The 18,421-nt window shown below is 36.7% G+C and carries 17 protein-coding genes and 1 pseudogene; 16 read left to right on the top strand and 2 right to left on the bottom strand.

What is annotated here, in order from left to right; genetic code table 11:
* Nucleotides 1-30 precede the first annotated feature (30 nt).
* From PCY71_RS10885 to rpsI, 10 genes are all read left to right on the top strand, one after another.
* Entirely contained in the window at nt 31-825 is a 795-nt protein-coding gene (locus PCY71_RS10885) for an LPXTG cell wall anchor domain-containing protein (protein WP_048800239.1), read from the top strand.
* Between the two features lie 37 nt (nt 826-862).
* A complete protein-coding gene (locus tag PCY71_RS10890) occupies nt 863-1,099 on the top strand; it encodes a DUF3850 domain-containing protein (RefSeq protein ID WP_048800238.1) in 237 nt (78 codons plus the stop codon).
* Nucleotides 1,100-1,109: 10 nt separating this feature from the next.
* Nucleotides 1,110-1,343: a hypothetical protein gene (locus PCY71_RS10895; RefSeq protein ID WP_048800237.1), complete on the top strand. Its 234-nt coding sequence runs from the start codon at nt 1,110-1,112 to the stop codon at nt 1,341-1,343.
* Between the two features lie 51 nt (nt 1,344-1,394).
* Entirely contained in the window at nt 1,395-2,546 is a 1,152-nt protein-coding gene (locus PCY71_RS10900) for a site-specific integrase (RefSeq protein WP_048800236.1), read from the top strand.
* 132 nt (nt 2,547-2,678) lie between these two features.
* Nucleotides 2,679-3,407, top strand: coding sequence for a 23S rRNA (guanosine(2251)-2'-O)-methyltransferase RlmB (gene rlmB, locus PCY71_RS10905; RefSeq protein ID WP_058669874.1), 729 nt, complete (start codon nt 2,679-2,681; stop codon nt 3,405-3,407).
* Between the two features lie 139 nt (nt 3,408-3,546).
* On the top strand, nt 3,547-3,699 hold the full coding sequence (locus PCY71_RS10910; protein ID WP_260843582.1) for a hypothetical protein: 153 nt from the start codon (nt 3,547-3,549) through the stop codon (nt 3,697-3,699).
* Nucleotides 3,699-3,905 carry an NYN domain-containing protein gene (locus PCY71_RS10915; RefSeq protein ID WP_301412665.1) on the top strand — a complete coding sequence of 69 codons (207 nt, stop codon included), beginning with the start codon at nt 3,699-3,701 and terminating at the stop codon, nt 3,903-3,905. The genes PCY71_RS10910 and PCY71_RS10915 overlap by 1 nt, the downstream gene beginning before the upstream one ends.
* Complete coding sequence (locus tag PCY71_RS10920) at nt 3,902-4,771, top strand: DegV family protein (protein WP_037598210.1); 870 nt, start codon at nt 3,902-3,904, stop codon at nt 4,769-4,771. Before PCY71_RS10915 ends, PCY71_RS10920 begins: the two co-directional genes overlap by 4 nt.
* Before the next feature lie 181 nt (nt 4,772-4,952).
* Nucleotides 4,953-5,399: a 50S ribosomal protein L13 gene (gene rplM, locus PCY71_RS10925; RefSeq protein WP_003026230.1), complete on the top strand. Its 447-nt coding sequence runs from the start codon at nt 4,953-4,955 to the stop codon at nt 5,397-5,399.
* A gap of 19 nt (nt 5,400-5,418) precedes the next feature.
* On the top strand, nt 5,419-5,811 hold the full coding sequence (gene rpsI, locus PCY71_RS10930) for a 30S ribosomal protein S9 (RefSeq protein WP_003026228.1): 393 nt from the start codon (nt 5,419-5,421) through the stop codon (nt 5,809-5,811).
* 159 nt (nt 5,812-5,970) lie between these two features.
* Here rpsI and PCY71_RS10935 read toward each other — a convergent pair whose 3' ends face one another.
* Entirely contained in the window at nt 5,971-6,546 is a 576-nt protein-coding gene (locus PCY71_RS10935; protein ID WP_003070620.1) for a TetR/AcrR family transcriptional regulator, read from the bottom strand.
* A 433-nt stretch (nt 6,547-6,979) separates the two neighbouring features.
* Here PCY71_RS10935 and wecB point away from each other — a divergent pair.
* The 5 genes and pseudogenes from wecB to PCY71_RS10960 all read left to right on the top strand — a co-directional run bounded on the left by wecB (nt 6,980) and on the right by PCY71_RS10960 (nt 11,482).
* Nucleotides 6,980-8,127: pseudogene (gene wecB, locus PCY71_RS10940) on the top strand (non-hydrolyzing UDP-N-acetylglucosamine 2-epimerase).
* Between the two features lies 1 nt (nt 8,128).
* A complete protein-coding gene (locus PCY71_RS10945; protein ID WP_301412619.1) occupies nt 8,129-8,386 on the top strand; it encodes a hypothetical protein in 258 nt (85 codons plus the stop codon).
* Nucleotides 8,387-8,484: 98 nt separating this feature from the next.
* Nucleotides 8,485-8,916, top strand: coding sequence for a hypothetical protein (locus PCY71_RS10950; RefSeq protein ID WP_301412620.1), 432 nt, complete (start codon nt 8,485-8,487; stop codon nt 8,914-8,916).
* Between the two features lie 143 nt (nt 8,917-9,059).
* Entirely contained in the window at nt 9,060-10,370 is a 1,311-nt protein-coding gene (locus PCY71_RS10955; protein WP_037598007.1) for a glycosyltransferase, read from the top strand.
* Between the two features lie 8 nt (nt 10,371-10,378).
* A complete protein-coding gene (locus tag PCY71_RS10960; protein ID WP_119056637.1) occupies nt 10,379-11,482 on the top strand; it encodes a glycosyl hydrolase family 8 in 1,104 nt (367 codons plus the stop codon).
* A gap of 62 nt (nt 11,483-11,544) precedes the next feature.
* Here the strand turns inward: PCY71_RS10960 and PCY71_RS10965 are convergent, their stop codons facing one another.
* On the bottom strand, nt 11,545-14,754 hold the full coding sequence (locus PCY71_RS10965; RefSeq protein ID WP_301412621.1) for an LPXTG-anchored zinc carboxypeptidase: 3,210 nt from the start codon (nt 14,752-14,754) through the stop codon (nt 11,545-11,547).
* Nucleotides 14,755-15,029: 275 nt separating this feature from the next.
* Between PCY71_RS10965 and PCY71_RS10970 the strand changes: the two genes are divergently transcribed.
* Nucleotides 15,030-18,311 carry a polysaccharide lyase family 8 super-sandwich domain-containing protein gene (locus PCY71_RS10970; RefSeq protein WP_301412622.1) on the top strand — a complete coding sequence of 1,094 codons (3,282 nt, stop codon included), beginning with the start codon at nt 15,030-15,032 and terminating at the stop codon, nt 18,309-18,311.
* The last annotated feature ends 110 nt before the right edge of the window (nt 18,312-18,421 follow it).

Raw genomic sequence — 18,421 nt, forward strand, 5'->3', positions numbered from 1 at the left:
ACCAATAGAAAGAAAATGAGGAAAAAAGAAATGAAGAAAAAGCAAGTAGTAGCAAGTTTATTAGTAGCAGTTAGTGTTTTAGGTACAAGCCCTTTGGCTGCTTTAGCAGAAGAAGGAAAGGTAACAAGTCCAGTAGATGTAGTAGTTCCTTCTCCTTCGGATAATGAAAAAGTTCCAGTTCCGACGGAAAAAGAAGAGAAACCCAAAGACGACAAAACGCAAACGGGTGAGGTAACTCCTGAGACACCAGTTAATCCGACTATTCCAGATAAGTCAGGGGAAAATCAGGAATCAGTCAAACCAAGCGAACCTTCCACAAAACCAGTTGAGCCATCAACTGAACCTTCAAAGAATGAGGAAAAGAAGGAAGAACCGACACCTTCTCAAGAGGAGAAAAAGGAAGAAAAGCCTGCAGAAACTCCTAAGGCGGATGAGGCTACAAAACCGATTACTCCTACACCAGAGGAAAAGAAAGCAGAAGAAAATACAGGTGTTAAAGCGACCGAACCTCCAAAACAAATCAATGTTACGGAAGAACAAATTGAGCAGCAACCAATTGTGACGAATACAGGTCATACGGTTGTTGGGACAAAAGAAGGTCAAGTGTATGTTCAAGACGCTTCAGGTGGAGTGGAGTTGAAAAATGCGTCTGAAATTGGAGCTGTGAAACAACAAGATGGGACGGTTGCTTTAAAAGATGAGAAGGGTGAGTTAAAAGTCCTACCGAAAACAGGGACTGTAGCCAGTCTTGGAATGAGTTTGGTAGGTGCCTTGATGTTGGTTGGAGTGGCATTTTTAAAGAAATTCAATAAAGCAAGTCGTTAATGTCTTGCTTTATTTTTATTTTTTGGAAAGGAAATTTATGATACATAAAATTAAAATATCTCATTTGTATTATGATGATATTCAGAATGGAAAGAAGAATTTTGAGCTTCGCAAAGATGATAGGAATTATCAAGTAGGCGATAAATTATTGTTGCATGAGATTAAAGAGAATAGTTTGACTGGTAGGTTGATTGAGGTAGATGTTGTTTATAAATTGGTGAATTATGTTGGTTTAGAGAATGGCTATTGTATTTTAGGGATTAAGAGAAAGTGAGGAAAGACTTTTGGAAGTACAAGAATTATATAATAATTATCCAGATAAATTTGTTTCAAAGAAACAGTTGAAAGAGAGTTGGTTTTCGGCTATTTCTGTTAAAACAATTGAGAGACGTTTAGAAGAAGCAAAGGCTATTAGAAAATTTAAAAATATTTCGATTGGAACGGGTGGAAAAGTCATGATTAATGTGAGAGGTTTCTATTTGTTTTTATTGTATAAAGAGAAAAATAAGTTTAAATGATATAATTGTAGGTATTGACTAAAGATATACCTGCTAGAAATAGGAGGTTCTATGTTTTTTAAGGTAATTGGTGCTAAAAAAGTGCGTTATTACGAGAAATATTATGATGAAAGTGAGGGGAAGTGGAAACAGGTATCGTGTACATTAACTTCTAAGACAAGGGCAGCTCAAGCTGAAGCAAGAAAAGTTTTAGAAGCTAAAATTGAACAAAAGACAAATACAGTATTTGGTGTTTCACAAGATTTATTAGTATCTGAAATAGCGAATGAATGGTTGTCTATTCGGGAATCGGAATTAAAAAGAAATACGTATGTCAGACAAAAATCGATGTTTGATACTTTTTTAAGAGAATTTGGAAAACAAAAGGTTAGAAAAATATCAAATATAATGTTGCAAAAGTATTTATTATCAAACGATTGGTCTGTAGGTTATCGTAGGCTATTTAGAACTCTTTTAGATTCATATTTTGTTTATTGTTTAAAAGTGGGCTACATTGAAACAAACCCAATGGATAGAGTGGTTTTACCTAAGGCGAAGAAGAGTGTGAAATTGATGAAACAGAAAATGAAACATTTTTTATCTAAAGAAGAGATGAGAGAATATTTACTTTATTTAAGAAAATCAAAGGAAGATAAAAGATTGATTTTACTGGCAGAATTTTTGTATTTGACAGGAATGAGAGTTGGAGAGGCATTGGGGTTGAAGTGGGAAAATGTAGATATAGAGAATAAAGAAATTCATATTCAATATACTTTAGTAACAGAAGGCAGTGCTGAAAATTATTATTTGACGTCTCCAAAGACCGTTAGTTCTATTCGTACCATAGCAGTTTCAGGTAGAGTAATTGAAATTTTATCTGAATATAGTCAGCTTGAAGGAAAAAGTGATTTGGTTTTTACTTATAAGCAGAAGTATCCATTGTTATTGATTACTTTTAATACATTTTTGAGAAGAACCTTTAAGAAGTCTGGGATTGATAAAGGTGAAGATTTTAAATTGACTAGTCATGTTTTTCGTCATTCTCATATTTCGTTATTATCGGAATTAGGTGTTCCTTTAAAAGCGATTATGGAGAGAGTGGGGCATTCAAATGAAAAAACGACTTTATCAATTTACACTCATGTTACTCAGAATATGAAGTCAGAAGTAATTAATAAGTTGGAAAAAATTGATTTAAGTTTACCAAAAATTAACCAAACATAAGAGAAATAATGGTGAATATTGTCTAATGTTGTCTTTTTAAAAGAGGTTAGAAATGATTGGTAAAGGTTGATATGTTTAGGGTTGTGTCAGTTTGACTAAGTAAAAATGAGTATATTATGCTATACTAAAGTCATGGAAAATAACGATATTGTCTACGGTGTACATGCTGTGACGGAAGCTCTCATGGCCAATACTGGAAATAAACTCTATATTCAAGATGATCTACGTGGGAAAAATGTTGCTAAGATGAAAGATTTGGCAGCAGAAAAAAAGGTTTCCATTTCTTGGACTACCAAAAAAACATTACAAGAAATGACAGGTGGTGCCGTTCATCAAGGTTTTGTTTTGCGTGTTTCAGAATTTGCTTATACGGATTTTGAGGTGATGTTGAAAATGGCAACTCAGGAAAACAATCCTCTCTTGCTCATTTTAGATGGTCTAACAGATCCGCATAATTTAGGCTCTATTTTACGGACGGCTGATGCGACAAATGTTACAGGCATCATTATTCCGAAGCATCGAGCAGTTGGTGTCACGCCGGTCGTTGCTAAGACCTCTACAGGAGCTGTAGAGCACGTTCCGATCGCTCGGGTGACCAACCTCAGCCAAACTTTGGACAAGCTGAAAAATGCAGGTTTTTGGATTTTTGGAACGGATATGAATGGAACTCCGTCTACTAAGTGGAATACAGCAGGTAAACTCGCTCTGATTATCGGCAACGAAGGTAAAGGCATTTCTGCTAATATTAAAAAGCATGTAGATGAAATGATTACCATTCCTATGAATGGACATGTGCAGAGCCTTAATGCTAGTGTGGCTGCAGCCATTCTCATGTATGAAGTGTTTAGAAATCGCTTATGAAAAGCCAAATTTTACTAGTTTATGCTTGCCGGATGACTGCCTTTTGAAAGGAAACTGGTCCATTTTTAAACCAGAGCGAACGGAATGTAGAACGAAATTTTTCCCTGATAAATTGAGGAATGAGGCTGATTTTTAAGATTTGGAAAGAATTTGTGACTTCAATGCTCAAGATATGCTTAGTGTTCGTCAGAACTTATTCAGTGTGACAATCGTTTTGATTGATGAGAACGAAATGGTAGATGATGGCATTGAATATGAAGTAGCAAACCACGAGCTCAATCATCTGTGGTAATGAGCAATTTAAATGAGCAGTGGATTGTCTTTGCCCAAGGAGCTTTGCGTGTTTCGGCTTGTGAACTAGAAAAGAAAGTAGCTATTACAAAGTCGGATCTGAATCAAATGAGCCAACAGCTTCAAATGGGAAAACCACCTTTATGTCCTATGGACAATCCAACCTTACGCAATTTACAGAAAATAATGGAGAAAAAAGAAAGATGACTTTTAAGATTTTAACGGATTCAACAGCAGATCTTCCAGAAAGCTGGGCTTTAGAAAATGATGTTCAAATTCTCGGTTTGACCATTCAGCTGGATGGAGAGACGTATGAAACAGTCGGAGATAAGAAACTAACGAGTGAGCAGCTTCTTTCTAAAATGGAAGCCGGTAGCCAGCCGACAACTAGTCAAATCAATGTTGGTCAGTTTGAAGCTATCTTTCGTCACTATGCTGAGATCGGCATGCCAGTCCTTTATATTGCTTTTGCATCTCTTTTATCAGGAACTTATCAGAGTGCAGTCATGGCACGGGATATAGTTTTAGAAGATTTTCCAGAAGCTGTCATCCAAATGATAGATACCAAGGCTGCATCTATGGGAGAAGGTCTTTTAGTGATGAAAGCGGTAGAGGCAAAAACTGCTGGGCAAAGTTTAGAACAGGTAGTAACCTTGATAGAATCCTTACTGCCAAAAGTGCGTACTTATTTCCTCGTGGATGATTTGAACCATCTCATGCGAGGCGGACGGATTTCAAAAACGGCAGCTCTCATGGGGAATTTGGTCAATATCAAGCCGATTATTGCCGTTAAAGCAGATGGTAGGCTAGATTCTGTGGCTAAAGTTCGTGGCAAGAAAAAAGCTCATGCTGAAGTAGTGCGCATGACTTTGGAAGGTATTTCTGATCCACGTGTGGTAATTGCTTATGCAGGGTCAAACAGTCAGGATGTGGCTCAAGTATTAAAAGAGCAACTTCTTCTGTCAGATCAGGTTAATGAAGTTTTAATCCTACCATTAGGGCCCGTTATTGCCACCCATACTGGTCCTGGAACTTTGGGATTATTTAGTATTGCCCATGAAAATCAAGATTAAACGGAATGAAACCGTTCTTTCATAAATAATTTACCAAATATATTGACTTTTACCCCTAAAATTTGGTATGATAGTAGGCGGTATTGTTTACCCCATTTGTAAGGCCCCGGAACCTTCCAAATAACTTGCGGACCGGAACATCCGCTCTGTAAACAAAAACGATATTCATATAGGAGAAATCATGAACAAAACAACATACATGGCTAAGCCAGGTGAAGTTGAACGGAAATGGTACGTAGTAGACGCTACTGATGTACCTCTTGGACGCCTTTCTGCTGTTGTAGCAAGCGTGCTTCGTGGAAAAAATAAACCAACTTTTACACCTCATACTGATACAGGTGACTTCGTAATTGTTATCAATGCTGAAAAAGTAAAATTAACTGGTAAAAAGGCAACTGATAAAGTTTACTACACTCACTCAATGTACCCAGGTGGATTGAAATCTATTACTGCTGGTGAACTCCGCTCTAAGAACGCTGTTCGCTTGATTGAGAAATCAGTTAAGGGTATGCTTCCACACAATACTCTTGGCCGTGCTCAAGGTATGAAATTGAAAGTATTTGTAGGTGCTGAGCACACTCATGCTGCACAACAACCAGAAGTTCTTGATATTTCAGGACTTATCTAAGGAAAGGAACAAATAAGCTATGTCACAAGCACAATATGCAGGTACTGGACGTCGTAAAAACGCTGTTGCACGCGTTCGCCTTGTTCCAGGAACTGGTAAAATCACTGTAAACAAAAAAGATGTTGAAGAGTACATCCCACACGCTGACCTTCGCCTTGTCATCAACCAACCATTTGCAGTTACTTCAACTGTTGGTCAATACGACGTTCTTGTAAACGTTATCGGTGGTGGTTACGCTGGTCAAGCAGGAGCTATCCGTCATGGTATCTCTCGTGCCCTTCTTCAAGTAGATCCAGACTTCCGCGATTCACTCAAACGCGCTGGTCTCCTTACTCGTGATGCCCGTATGGTTGAACGTAAGAAACCAGGTCTTAAGAAAGCACGTAAAGCTAGCCAGTTCTCAAAACGTTAAGAACGGCTTTACAGCAACGATTACAAACACCCAATGTTTACCTCATTGGGTGTTTTTTAGTGCATTTTTTGAAAAACTCACCTCAACTATTATTTTAATGTATTAGAGTTAGTCTAAAATGAAGAGACTGAACTGTTTGCTCAGTCTCTTTTGTGATAGTTAGTTTTCAGTTTTCTCTGACGATATGTATTGATCAATTGAGGTGTGAACGAGGGTTAAAAATTTTTCTTTGAAGATTTGTGGTGGGAGTGGATTTTCTTGGGTTATCCACACTTCAATGTTGGCAATCACATAATGAACCAGTAGGGAGATGATAAAGTCATCTGGTAAATCAATAAGTGATTGATTCGGTTTGATATTTTCAAGCGCCCATTTTGTATAAATCTTTTTTAAATAATTGGTCCAATGAGGGTCCATTGAGCTAGAATACAGCATCTTTAGCCATTTTCTATTTTCATAAAGGATAGGAAAAATTTTATCTGCAATGAAAAGAAAGGGGTCTTTATTTGTCAATGTACTATATTCTAAAAATGTCTCGTAAACAGGTTTATCGATACTATCATGAATAAATGCAATGATATCATCAATATTGTGAAAATGATGTTTGTAGATTGCTTGACGTGAAATACCAGCTTTCTTGGCGAGCTCGCTCATCGAAAGATTAGTTTCATCAGGATTTAGCATCGCTAAATCGTAGAAGGCGTCTAAAATTTTTTGTTTATTACCTTTCACCATATGAAAATACCTCTTATTTCTTTTTTAGTATAAAGAAAATAGAAAAAGATTTCAATAAAAAACTGTGGAATTGTTGGAATAATTTTATAGCATTTAATAAATACAAAATATTTAATATCTGCTTATACAATGTGAAAGATAGTTGACATTTATAAATGATGTCGTAAAAGCTAAGCAAAAAGATTGATAAAATAGTTTAATTATGATGTAATAGCAAATGTGCAATTTTTAGCTTATGAGCATTCTACTGTTATGAAAATCTTAATAGCTATGTGATATTTTACATGGAGAATAGATTAAAATCATAAAAACTATATGCTAAAATATTGACGGTATAAATTTAAAGCGGTACAATACTAGTGTATAGTAGGGGTGGCTGTCTTATTTTAGCTAGGCGTTTTTATTTGTGTCATTCTGTTATAAGGAGGAAAACGTGAAAAAAATAAAGGTAATGGTCGTTTTGGTACAAGACCTGAAGCTATCAAGATGGCTCCACTTATTCTTCAATTGAAAAAACAATTAGAGAAATTTGAAACTATGACAGTTGTGACTGCACAACATCAACAAATGTTAGATCAAGTATTACAAACATTTAATATTGAACCAGATATTGATTTGAATATCATGATAAAGCAGCAAACATTAACGGATATTACTGTAAAAATTTTGGCTAAGTTGGATAAACTTTTAAAAGAAATGAAGCCGGACATCATTTTGGTTCATGGCGATACAACGACAACATTTGCTGCAAGCTTGGCAGCCTTTTATAACCAAGTTCGAATTGGGCATGTAGAAGCTGGTTTGAGGACCTGGGAGAAGTATTCTCCATTTCCAGAAGAAATGAATCGCCAAATGACAGATGCAGTAATAGATCTTTATTTTGCTCCAACGATGCAAAGTAAAGTCAATCTCATTAAGGAAAACCATGATGAGAAAAACATATTTGTTACAGGGAATACAGCGATTGATGCTTTGAAATTAACTGTTCAAGAGCATTATCATCATGATATTTTAGCACAAATAGCACCAAATCGTCGTCTCATTCTCGTTACTATGCACCGTCGTGAAAATCAAGGAGAACCAAAGCGTCGTGTATTTAGTACTTTGCGGCAAGTGGTTGAAGCACATGATGATGTTGAGGTCGTCTATCCTGTTCATTTAAGCCCAGCTGTACAAGAAGTTGCATAGGCAATTTTGAGTAATCATCCTCAGATTCATTTGATTGAACCGTTAGATGTTGTGGATTTTCATAATATTGCAGCAAGAAATTATTTCATTATGTCTGATTCTGGCGGTGTCCAAGAAGAAGCACCGTCTTTAGGAAAACCAGTACTTGTGTTGCGTGATACAACAGAGAGACCAGAGGAGGTGAGTGCTGGGGCATTGAAGTTAGTTGGAACAGAAAGTAAGAATATTCACGAGGCCATAGAGACGTTATTGACAGACGAGATCGTTTATCATCAAATGTCTCAGGCTAGCAATCCATACGGTGATGGTAGAGCTTCTGAGTGGATTGTAGAAGCGATTGCGTATTACTTTGGTCGTGCAGAAAGACCAGAAAATTTTGTGATAGGAGAATAAGATGTATCGAAAAAGAGAACTGGAATGGACAATTGCTTTACTTATCTTGATTATCTTAGCAATTGTTAGTTATAGTTTCTATTTTGCGAGCAGTATTTTAAATATTGAAATTATTTTGATAGTTCTTGCGGTTTTGAGTGTATTTCTTTTACCAGATATGCTGCTCACTTGGTTACTGATCTTTAGCAGTGTATTAGCAACAATTTTTTGGTTGCAGGTGTTGTGTATATACCAACAAATCAATGTTTTCTACTATTGATTACCTTTCCGCTTATTTTAAGCATATCACAACAAGTCAATGTTCACCGACGAACCTATCTTTCTATTGTCAAGGATCATACTGAGCAAGTAAGGGAAATGTATCAACATCATTTACAAGCTATTCAAGATGGACGAGAAGAAAGTTTACAAGCTTTACTAGTTCATTGGGCACATAATGATTATTTTCAACAAATTTATCCTAAAGAATTCCGTTGGATGTTGGTGCGGATCTATGTGACTTTAAAGAAATGTATGCAGGGAACAGGTGCTGTTTATTATCTTTCAAATGGGAATTTTCTCATTTTATGTTCGGGAGAAGGGCAATCTCCAGCAGAGATATTCCAGCACAATATGCTTGCTAAATTGTCTTTGCTTCGCTTTAAAACTAGTAAAAGTGTGCATGAAGTGCAGTATAAATCAGGCTATCTGTTGATTGATTCAGAAAATTGTGAAAAGTTTTTAAACTTTGATGATTTTGTTAAAAATCTGAACAGACAACTTGAAACAGACATTATTGTAGAATATTAGGAGGAAATTTGTGACAATCACCAATATTTTTTTCGGGGTAGCATTAGCAATTAGTATCTTTTTTACTTTATGCTTCGTTGTATTATTTATTTGCTATTTAGTCATTTACAATAGAGTAAATAAAAACTTTAAGGCGGTGAACCATGATTAGTCAGTTGATTATGATTATAACCTTGGTATCCATTTGGTTGTCCTTAATTTGGAGTCTAGTAACCTTGAGTTCTGGTGTTCATTTTTGGTTGAAACATAGTGATTTTAAAGTAGATGTTAGTCCTTTAAAGTATTATCCAAAGGTCACGATCGTCGTACCAGCTCATAATGAAGATGTGGTCATTGCGCAAACCGCAAGGGCTATTTTGGATATGAATTATCCTCATGATAAAGTTGAATTGCTTTTATTTGCAGATAATTGTGAAGATGATACTTATCAAGAAATGTTAAACGTAAAGGCGATGTCAGAGTACGCTACAAGAGATATTACCATTACCGATCGAAAAGGGACCGGAGGGAAAGCGGGTGTGTTAAATGACGCTTTGAAAATAGCTAAGGGCGATTATATCTGTGTTTATGACGCGGATGCTATGCCAGAGAAAAATGCTCTTTATTTTCTTGTTAAAAAAGTGTTGGAAGATCCTGAACGCCATGTGGCCTCTTTTGGTCGAAACAAGACACGAAATGCTAATCAAAACTTCTTAACACGTTGTATCAATCAAGAGATTGTCGTGACGCAACGAATTCAGCATGTTGGTATGTGGCATATGTTTAAAATTGGTCGTATTCCTGGTACAAATTTTATCATCAATACGGAATTTGTAAAAAGTATTGGTGGGTGGCGAAATGGCGCCTTGACAGAGGATACTGATATTTCTTTTAAAATTATGCAAAGTGGGAAATTGATTGCTTTGGCTTATAATTCTGAAGCTTTCCAACAAGAACCAGAGACAGTTAAAAGCTATTATATGCAGCGGAAACGTTGGGCTAAAGGAAATTATGAAGTTGTTATTTCAAATTTTAAGCATTTGTTTGACAAGAGCAATTGGCGCGTGAAATTAGAGGTAGCCTACTATTCTTGTGTCTTCTTCTGGTTTAATGCAGCGATTATTTTATCGGATATTGTCCTTTTGTCAAATGTGATTGCTATTATTGTTCATCTATTTGTCCCAAGTGTTCATATTCCTTTTACATTTGATTCAAGTAATATTTACATTGCGCAATTGATGTTGTTTAATTGGCTTTTGATGATTATGCTGTATCTCTTACAAATCAATATCTCTCTTGCTTCCCAATTTGGTCAAGCAACTTCTAAGCAGATTTGGTTAGCATTGGTATCTTATTTTACTTACTCGCAGTTATTTATTATTGTTTCAATTGATGCTGTAACTTCTGTTACATTGGACAAACTCTTCCACCGTGATGGAACCAAATGGGTTAAAACAAAGCGATTTGCAGGATAGGAGGAAACGTGAAAAGAACAAATTTAAGATATGTTTGGCTAGTTGGTATTTTATTGACATTAACTGCGATTTTTACTTATGTCAGAATAAATAGTACAGGTCATTTAAAAAGTCAGATTTCTCAACAATGGTTAAAAGGTTATGTTGTTCGACAAAAAGATCAAGCTTATGTAAAAACAACCAACAATAAGAAAAAAGATGTTGTCTTGTCTGAATCACAAGGCTATGGAATGGTGATTGCTGTTGAAGCTGCAAAACAAAGGAATGCTAGCCTGAAAGATTTTGAACGTTTGTACAATTATTATTTGGCACATCGTATGAAAAATACGCAGCTGATGTCATGGCGGCAAACGGTTAAGAATGGCATCGTTAAAGCTGAAACCAATAATGCAACTGATGGCGATCTTTATATTGCATATGCTTTGATTCAAGCAGCTAAACTATGGCCACAAAAGGCTGCCGTTTATAATGCGCAGGCCAAGGCAATTTTGAAGGATATTTTGACTTATAATTATAACAGTACAACAGGAGTGCTGACGGTTGGAAATTGGGCAACTTCAGACTCAAAATACTATCGTTTAATGCGAACATCAGATGTTCTTCCAGCTCAATTCCAAGCTTTTTACAAGTTGACAGGTAATAGGCAATGGTTAAATATCAGATCAAACATGCTATCTAAATTGGAAATGATGAGTGCTAAAACAAAAACAGGTCTACTTCCAGATTTTCTTTGGGTGGAGGCAAATACGGTTCGTGCAGTTGAGAAAAAGTCGGTCGCTTCTAAATATGACGGTGATTATTATTACAATGCTTGTCGTTTACCTTATAATTTAGCGCAAAGTCAGGATAAACAAAGTCAGAAGATTTTAGATAAAATGATGAATTTCTTTATGAAACAAGAGATTCTTTATGCAGGCTATACTTTGAAAGGAAAAGCGCTAAATAATTATCAATCTGCCAGCTTTGGTGCTCCAATTTTTTATGCGGCTAATCGAAATTCGGCATATCGCAAACTGGTTCAGCAGAACAAATATATCTTTATGCAAGATTTGTCAAAAGAAAATTATTATGAAGCAGCAATGATTACTCTTGTTGCGCTAGATGCTTTATAAAACAAACTTCCTCGAATATTAAATCCGAGGAAGTTTTAAGTTATAGTTATAAAAGAAGATACTTATTCTTCTTTTTTCTTTAAATGGAGCAAGTAGCCACTGACAAGAATGAACATGCTAGCAATGATGAGATTGCTTTGGCTTTCTTTATTTCCAGTTTGAGGAAGTTGAGCTTTTTTAGCAGTGTTCATCATTTGAGGTTGAGGAGTGTAGCGTAGGGTTGTAGCTTGAGCTGCCTGAGGTTTTTGATTGATGATCTCAACAACTTCAGTAGAAGGTTTTTGTTCTTTCTCAAGATCTTTCAGTTGAGCTAATTGACTGCCAAAGATAGCATTGGATACCCAACGGTAGAAATGAATAGTATGCAGACGATTAGTTGGATTTCCAGCATAGATGAACATAGGTTGGTCTTTATAGCTGCCGGAAATCGCAACAATTTTATTAGCTAAGTTTTCATTTCCTGGCCACCAACCAGCAATGTAGTAGTTGCTACCTGCAATTGTTGCCAAAGTCTTGAAATTGGCAGGAACCTTGGCAATCCAGTTTCCAGAATTAGAATAGAAGAGGTCATTCTTATTGTAACCACTGGTTAGCGGATCTGCATCATCAATGATAGCTTTCATCAGGCCTTCATAATCACTACCACCTTTGAAATGTTCCGCATCAAAGCCACTAAGGACACCGAGTTTTTCAAGGCGTTGCATAGCAGTTCCACCAACTATGATTGTCGGTTTCAAACCGAGAAGAGACTTGTCAAAATTATCGCTTTCTAGAACAATCACATCAGCTTCTTCAGGGGTATTGACAATATCAAATCCCAAATTCTTCAAAGCAAGAGCAGTATGAGCAGGAGTATCTACACCAGCCCAATAATATTGATGAGGCGGTGCATAAACTTTTAAAGCTTTTAAGGCTTGACCTTGAGGAACTTTATACAGTGCATCTCCATAAATTGCAAAGTTGTTCAGCAGGTTGGCAAAAGTAGGAGTATCTACGATATAGCCGTCATCTGTCAAATAAACTTTCTTACCGTCTCGGATTGCACGATTGACAGCGCGAACGGCACTTTCTGAAGTATTGGCAATGACATAATACGGTGCTTTGTGGTCAATTTCACTGGTTCGAGTAGCACGAAGAGCAGTTACTTCACCGAGTTTACCGTCAAAGAGTTTATCTTTGAAGACAGCTACAGCCTTAAAGCCTCTCATATCTGGGAAATTAACCAGCAGTTCTGCATACATAGCAGCCCAAGCAGATTCGTTGGAACCCTTGTAGAGGATATGATTGGCATAGCCACGTTTGGCTTGCGCCATGTCAACAACCAAATCGCCTTTCTTATAACCGCCAGTATCTTCCTTCAATTCTTGAATGACAACCCCATTTCTCTTGAAGTATTCAATCATATTAAAGGCTTGTTGAGAGTCATTGGATTTGTCAAGTTCCATTGGAATGACATAGTAATCAGGGAAGAATTTCTTTTGTCCATGTTTGATACGACCGACTACTTTACCGTCTGGTCCAACTAATTCATTTTCAGCTTTTGGATCTTCAACCTTGTTGATGCCACGGAGATAGAAGTTGAGGCGCATTTCCATGAGTTTATTAGGATCTTGGGACAGGTAAGAGATACCTCCAAGGACAGCGTGATAACCAGCTTTATAGGATTCTTGATTGCCCTCAGGGATTTCAACGGTATGTCCTAATATTCCGTGGTACATAGCATAGACACCAGTGTAGCCAGAGAAGGAGTCATCCCAGCCATCGCCCCAGTCTAGTTTAGGAATGATGTAGTGGTCATACTTGGAATTGGCAACACCAGCACGGCCCATGTGGTGGGCATTTTCCAACATATTTTTTGACAAAAGGTCATATTCAAAGTTTGGATCGTGCGGTGGAGTAGCTGGCTCAATCAGGAAGTCCTTGACAAAGCCGTGGATGTCGTAAAGTGCAATTGGATTCCATTTGTTGATGAGTCCAGCAACAGTCCGGGTTTCTGGGTTGGCCTGATAGCTAGTATCGCGGTTTGGATCGATTCCGTTAGCTAGGGCACGGGTATTGGCAACATCTCCGTCAGGATTTTCAGTAAAGTCAAAGAGGAAAATGAATTTCTTGAGGAGTTCTTTGACACTGAGTGTGACAGTCTTAGCATTGCCGTTGGCATCAGTGGTTTGGAAAGAAATTTGATCTTTGGTCGCAAAAGTATTGAAGAGTCCAGTGATGATATCGATAGCAGGTTGTTCATCGGCGTGGGTATTGTTGATAAGGACTGGGAGTTTATAGTCCAGCGTGCCATTTTTCAGAGCCGCTAACATTTCAGCTGGTTTAGTGAGAGCGAGTCGATTGGTTGTATTGAGATAGTCGTCAATGCTTTTTTGATCAGAACTGATGATACCGAGTTTAACTGGACGTCCTTGAGCGCTGGTACCAATGTTTTCGATTTTAACAAGCCGATCATTTTTAGCTTCTTGTCGACTTTTTTCAATAGCCGCTAACATTTCTTCGTGAGTATGGAAGTTTTCATACGGTCGGAAAACAAGTGTTTTTCGAATCGTCAGACCGGATTTTTCGTTTGTTCCAACGAGTTCATGGTTTCCGATAAATTGCCGATAAGTTCTGCGGATATTATTTGGCGTCCGCAGGCTTAAGTCTTGACCAAATAGCTCATTAAATTTAAGGGAAACTTTGAGGTCATTTCCATCAGCTTTTTCCTCTACAGTGACAAATGGGTCGCCTGAGAAGGTTCCATCAGCCATCTTCCAAGTTTTCCACTCACTAATCGGCTTGTTATCTAATTTCCAAGTCATTTTGCCAGCAACAGCTCCCTGTTCCTGCACAGTATCAGTAATTGTAGCTTTTTCAGACATATGGACTGTACTATCAGTTAATTGGACCTTCTTTTCTTCTGTTCCAGCTGCTCGTGTTGCTGTTTTTGCAGGTGTTGCAGGCGTCTCTGTTCCGGATTCGTTTGTAGTAGAAGTTGGGCTGTCTATTGAAGGAGTGTTTTCCGATTTCTGTGCTTCTTCTTGATGGGTTGTTGTGGGAAGCTGAACTCCAGTTGATGAAGAATCTGGCGTTACATTCGCTCTAGTTGCATTTGTTTCCGTACTTGCCTTTTCGGCAGGAACTACTGTTTCTGTCTTGTTAGTAATAGGCTTCTCCGTGCTATCTTGCGTATCTGCAGCAGCATTTCCTTGCGTTAAAACTGCAACAAGAACGGCAGCTGATAAGCTGAGAACATTTGTGTACAACCGTTTCTTATATGAATTTTTCATAAGAAACCTCCTTTATTATTTGAAGTATACAAAGGTAGTATACCAGGAAATGTAAACGATTTCAAGCAAAAATATAGATAAAAAATAGAAACATGTATAAAACAATAGATATGTAATGAATCTGAGTGGAAATAAAAAAATTATGATGAATATAACAGAAAACGTTTACAAAAAACAGCAAAAATGATATGCTTTATATAAACCGGTTTACTAACAAAAGAGATGCATTGAATAATCCTCTCAATGATTGAAATTTATATGTATAGGAGTTGAATATGAATTCAGAAATTAGAAATCATTTTGTATCGAAAAAGTTGCTTATTTCCATTTCATCTGTGCTTTTATCTGGAATCTTATTGGTGAATGCTTCGACGATTGTTAGAGCAGATGAAGCAACAATTAATCCATCTCAGAACTCTGGAGTAACTTCACAAGCAGATACTCAGATAGAGAAAATTGCAGAAGAGACAAACCAACAGAGCATGGTAAATCAAGCTACTTATAATCTTTTGAAAAATGGAGATTTTAGTCAGTTAGAAGATAAGCAAGGTTATTGGACAGGGACAAAGGCTATTGGTTGGACAGCTTGGATAGACAACAATTACAAAGACAATACTCCTTCTAGAAAGATAGAAGTGATTGATCAAGCTGTTATGCTGTCTAGTTCGGAACCTTTTCGAGCAGTTGTGCATCAGGAGCTAACTGTTGATGCCAGCAAAAAATACAAACTCCGTTTTAAAATCAAAGCAGAAAATAAAACTGGTGCAGCTTATGTTCGTATCATTGAAGGAGAGGGGACTCAGAAGAATCTTTGGTATTCTGAAAAAATATCAGGAACAACCGATTGGAAAGTGTTGGAAAAAGACTATGTTCCCCTTTCAGCTGCTAAAAAAATTAAAATAGAGTTATTTTATGATAGAGGAACGGGCTCAGTTTCTTTTAAAGATGTTGAATTAGTAGAAAATGGAAATAAGGTGGAAGAAAAACCGCAGGAAACAGAAAAGGGAATAGAAGATAAGATTGATCTTCCATTAGGGAAAAAATATGTTTTAAACAAAGTGGAATATAATTATTCAATAGAAAATAGTACAATAGCCTCTGTAAAAAATGGAATTGTTGAACCACTAAAAGAAGGTCTGACGAATATTAAGGTTGAAAAAGACGGCAAAGTCGTAAAGACAATTCCTTTAACGGTAACGAGGTCTGCTAAAGATCAATATAGTCAACTGTTGGAAGATTGGAATGATATTATTGCAGGTAATCGCTATTTCAATCCAAAAGATCCATACATGTCTACTTTTAACAAAGAATTAGAGGACAAAGTAACAGAAAACTTGAAAACAATCTCATCCAAAGAAAATCGAACTTACTTATGGGAAAAATTAGCGAACTATGAAACTTCTTCTAACTTGACAGCAACTTATCGCAAGTTAGAAGAAATGGCAAAGCAGATCACGAATCCTCACTCTAGCTATTATCAAGATGCCAACGTTATCCGTACTGTTCGAGAGGCTATGGAATGGCTTCATAAAAATGTATACAATAGCTCTAAAAATATCGTTGGAAATTGGTGGGACTACGAGATTGGTACACCAAGAGCCATTAATAATACACTGTCTTTGATGCAGGAATATTTTTCAAATGATGAAATAAAAACGTATACTGATGTTATTGAAAAATTCGTACCAGATCCAGAATATTTCCGGAAAACAACTACGCCATTTAAAGCTTTAGGTGGTAACTTAGTAGATATGGGACGTGTAAAAATCATTGCAGGCCTGTTGCGCAAAGATAAGCAAGAAGTTGCTGCTACGATTCGTTCCATTGAGCAAGTTTTCACTTTGGTAAATAGTGGTGAAGGCTTCTATCCAGACGGCTCTTATATCGATCATACCAATGTTGCTTATACAGGAGCTTATGGCAATGTTTTAATTGATGGGCTTTCTCAATTGTTGCCGATTATTCAAAAAACTTCAACTCCTATAGCAACAGAAAAAATGAAGACCATGTATCATTGGATTGACAAATCATTCTTGCCTTTGATCGTTCATGGAGAGTTAATGGATTTGAGTCGCGGACGCTCTATTAGTCGTGCTAATAGTGAAGACCATGTGGCAGCAGTTGAAGTACTTCGAGGCATTCATCGAATTGCAGAAATGTCAGATGAAGCAACAAAACAAAAATTGAAATCAATTATTAAGACGGTTATCCAATCCGATACGTTCTATAATGTATTTAACAATTTGAAAACATATCGTGATATTAGCCTGATGGAAAATCTGTTAAATGATGCCTCTGTAGCAACAATCTCAAGAGAGAGTTACTTATCAGCTTTTAATGCAATGGATAAATTAGCTTTGTATCATGCTGAAAAAGATTTTGGCTTCGGCTTGTCTATGTTCTCCAGCCGAACCAAAAATTATGAAGGAATGAACAAGGAAAACAGAAAAGGTTGGTATACAGGAGATGGCATGTTCTATCTTTATAATGGAGATTTGAGCCATTATAGTAATCATTATTGGGCGACTGTTAATCCGTATAAATTGCCAGGAACGACCGAAACGTCTGCTCCTAGAGAAGATGATTCTGGTCAAGGCGTGCTGCCATCTGGTTTTGTAGGGACAAACAAGCTAGATGAAAAAAATGCGACAGCAGCTATGGATTTTACAAATTGGAACAAAACATTGACAGCACATAAGAGTTGGTTTATGTTAAATGGTAACATAGCTTTTCTTGGAAGTGCCATTCAAAACCGTTCAAATGATACAGTCTCAACCACCATTGAGCAAAGAAAAGAAAACCCAGAAAGTCCTTACAAAGTATATGTTAATGATAAAGAAGAAGGTTTAGCGGACAAAGAAAATCCGTATAATGCGACGAAGAGTGTCTTTCTAGAGTCAAACGACAAAAATAAAAATATCGGTTATTTCTTCTTTAAAAAGACAGACATTACAATGATGAAGAGGATTCAAGAAGGGACTTGGAAAGATATCAATGCTTCTCAATCCGATGCGAAAGTGCAGAATACCTTTATTACCATTAGTCAGACTCATAAGGGAGATGGTGATAGCTATAGTTATATGATGATTCCCAATGTAGATCGTACCACCTTTAATCAAATGGTGAAAGATTTGGAAGGCGCTCTCCTTAAAAATAATGATAAATTGCAAGCTGTTTATGATGCTCAACAACAAGTTTGGGGCATTGTGAAATATGATGATTCTGTTTCGACTATTTCAGACCGATTCCAAGTAAGAAAACGAGGGTTGTACACTATTAGAAAAGAAGACAATGAATACAAAGTTTCGTACTATAATCCAGAAACAAAAAGCTCTGCTAGCAAAGACGAGGTCTTTAAAGAATTAGCAATAGCAAAACCAACTGATGAAAATTCATCAAAAAATAAGGGAAAGAAAATGAAAGAAAGTGAGACTGAGACAGCACTTCCTAAAGGAAAAAAGAAAACTCTTCCTCAAACGGGAGAAGAAGCCACTATTTTACCCCTTTTGGGCATATTATTGGTGGGAAGTGGTTACGTTGTTCTTCGGCTGAAATAAATCTCCAAAAGCTGAAAATCAATTGATTTGATTTTCGGCTTTTTGTTTTTACTTCATTCATAGTCATGATAATAAAAAAATAAAATTTTTACATAGAATTATATGTTCGT

The sequence above is a fragment of the Streptococcus sp. SN3 genome, assembly GCF_030439905.1.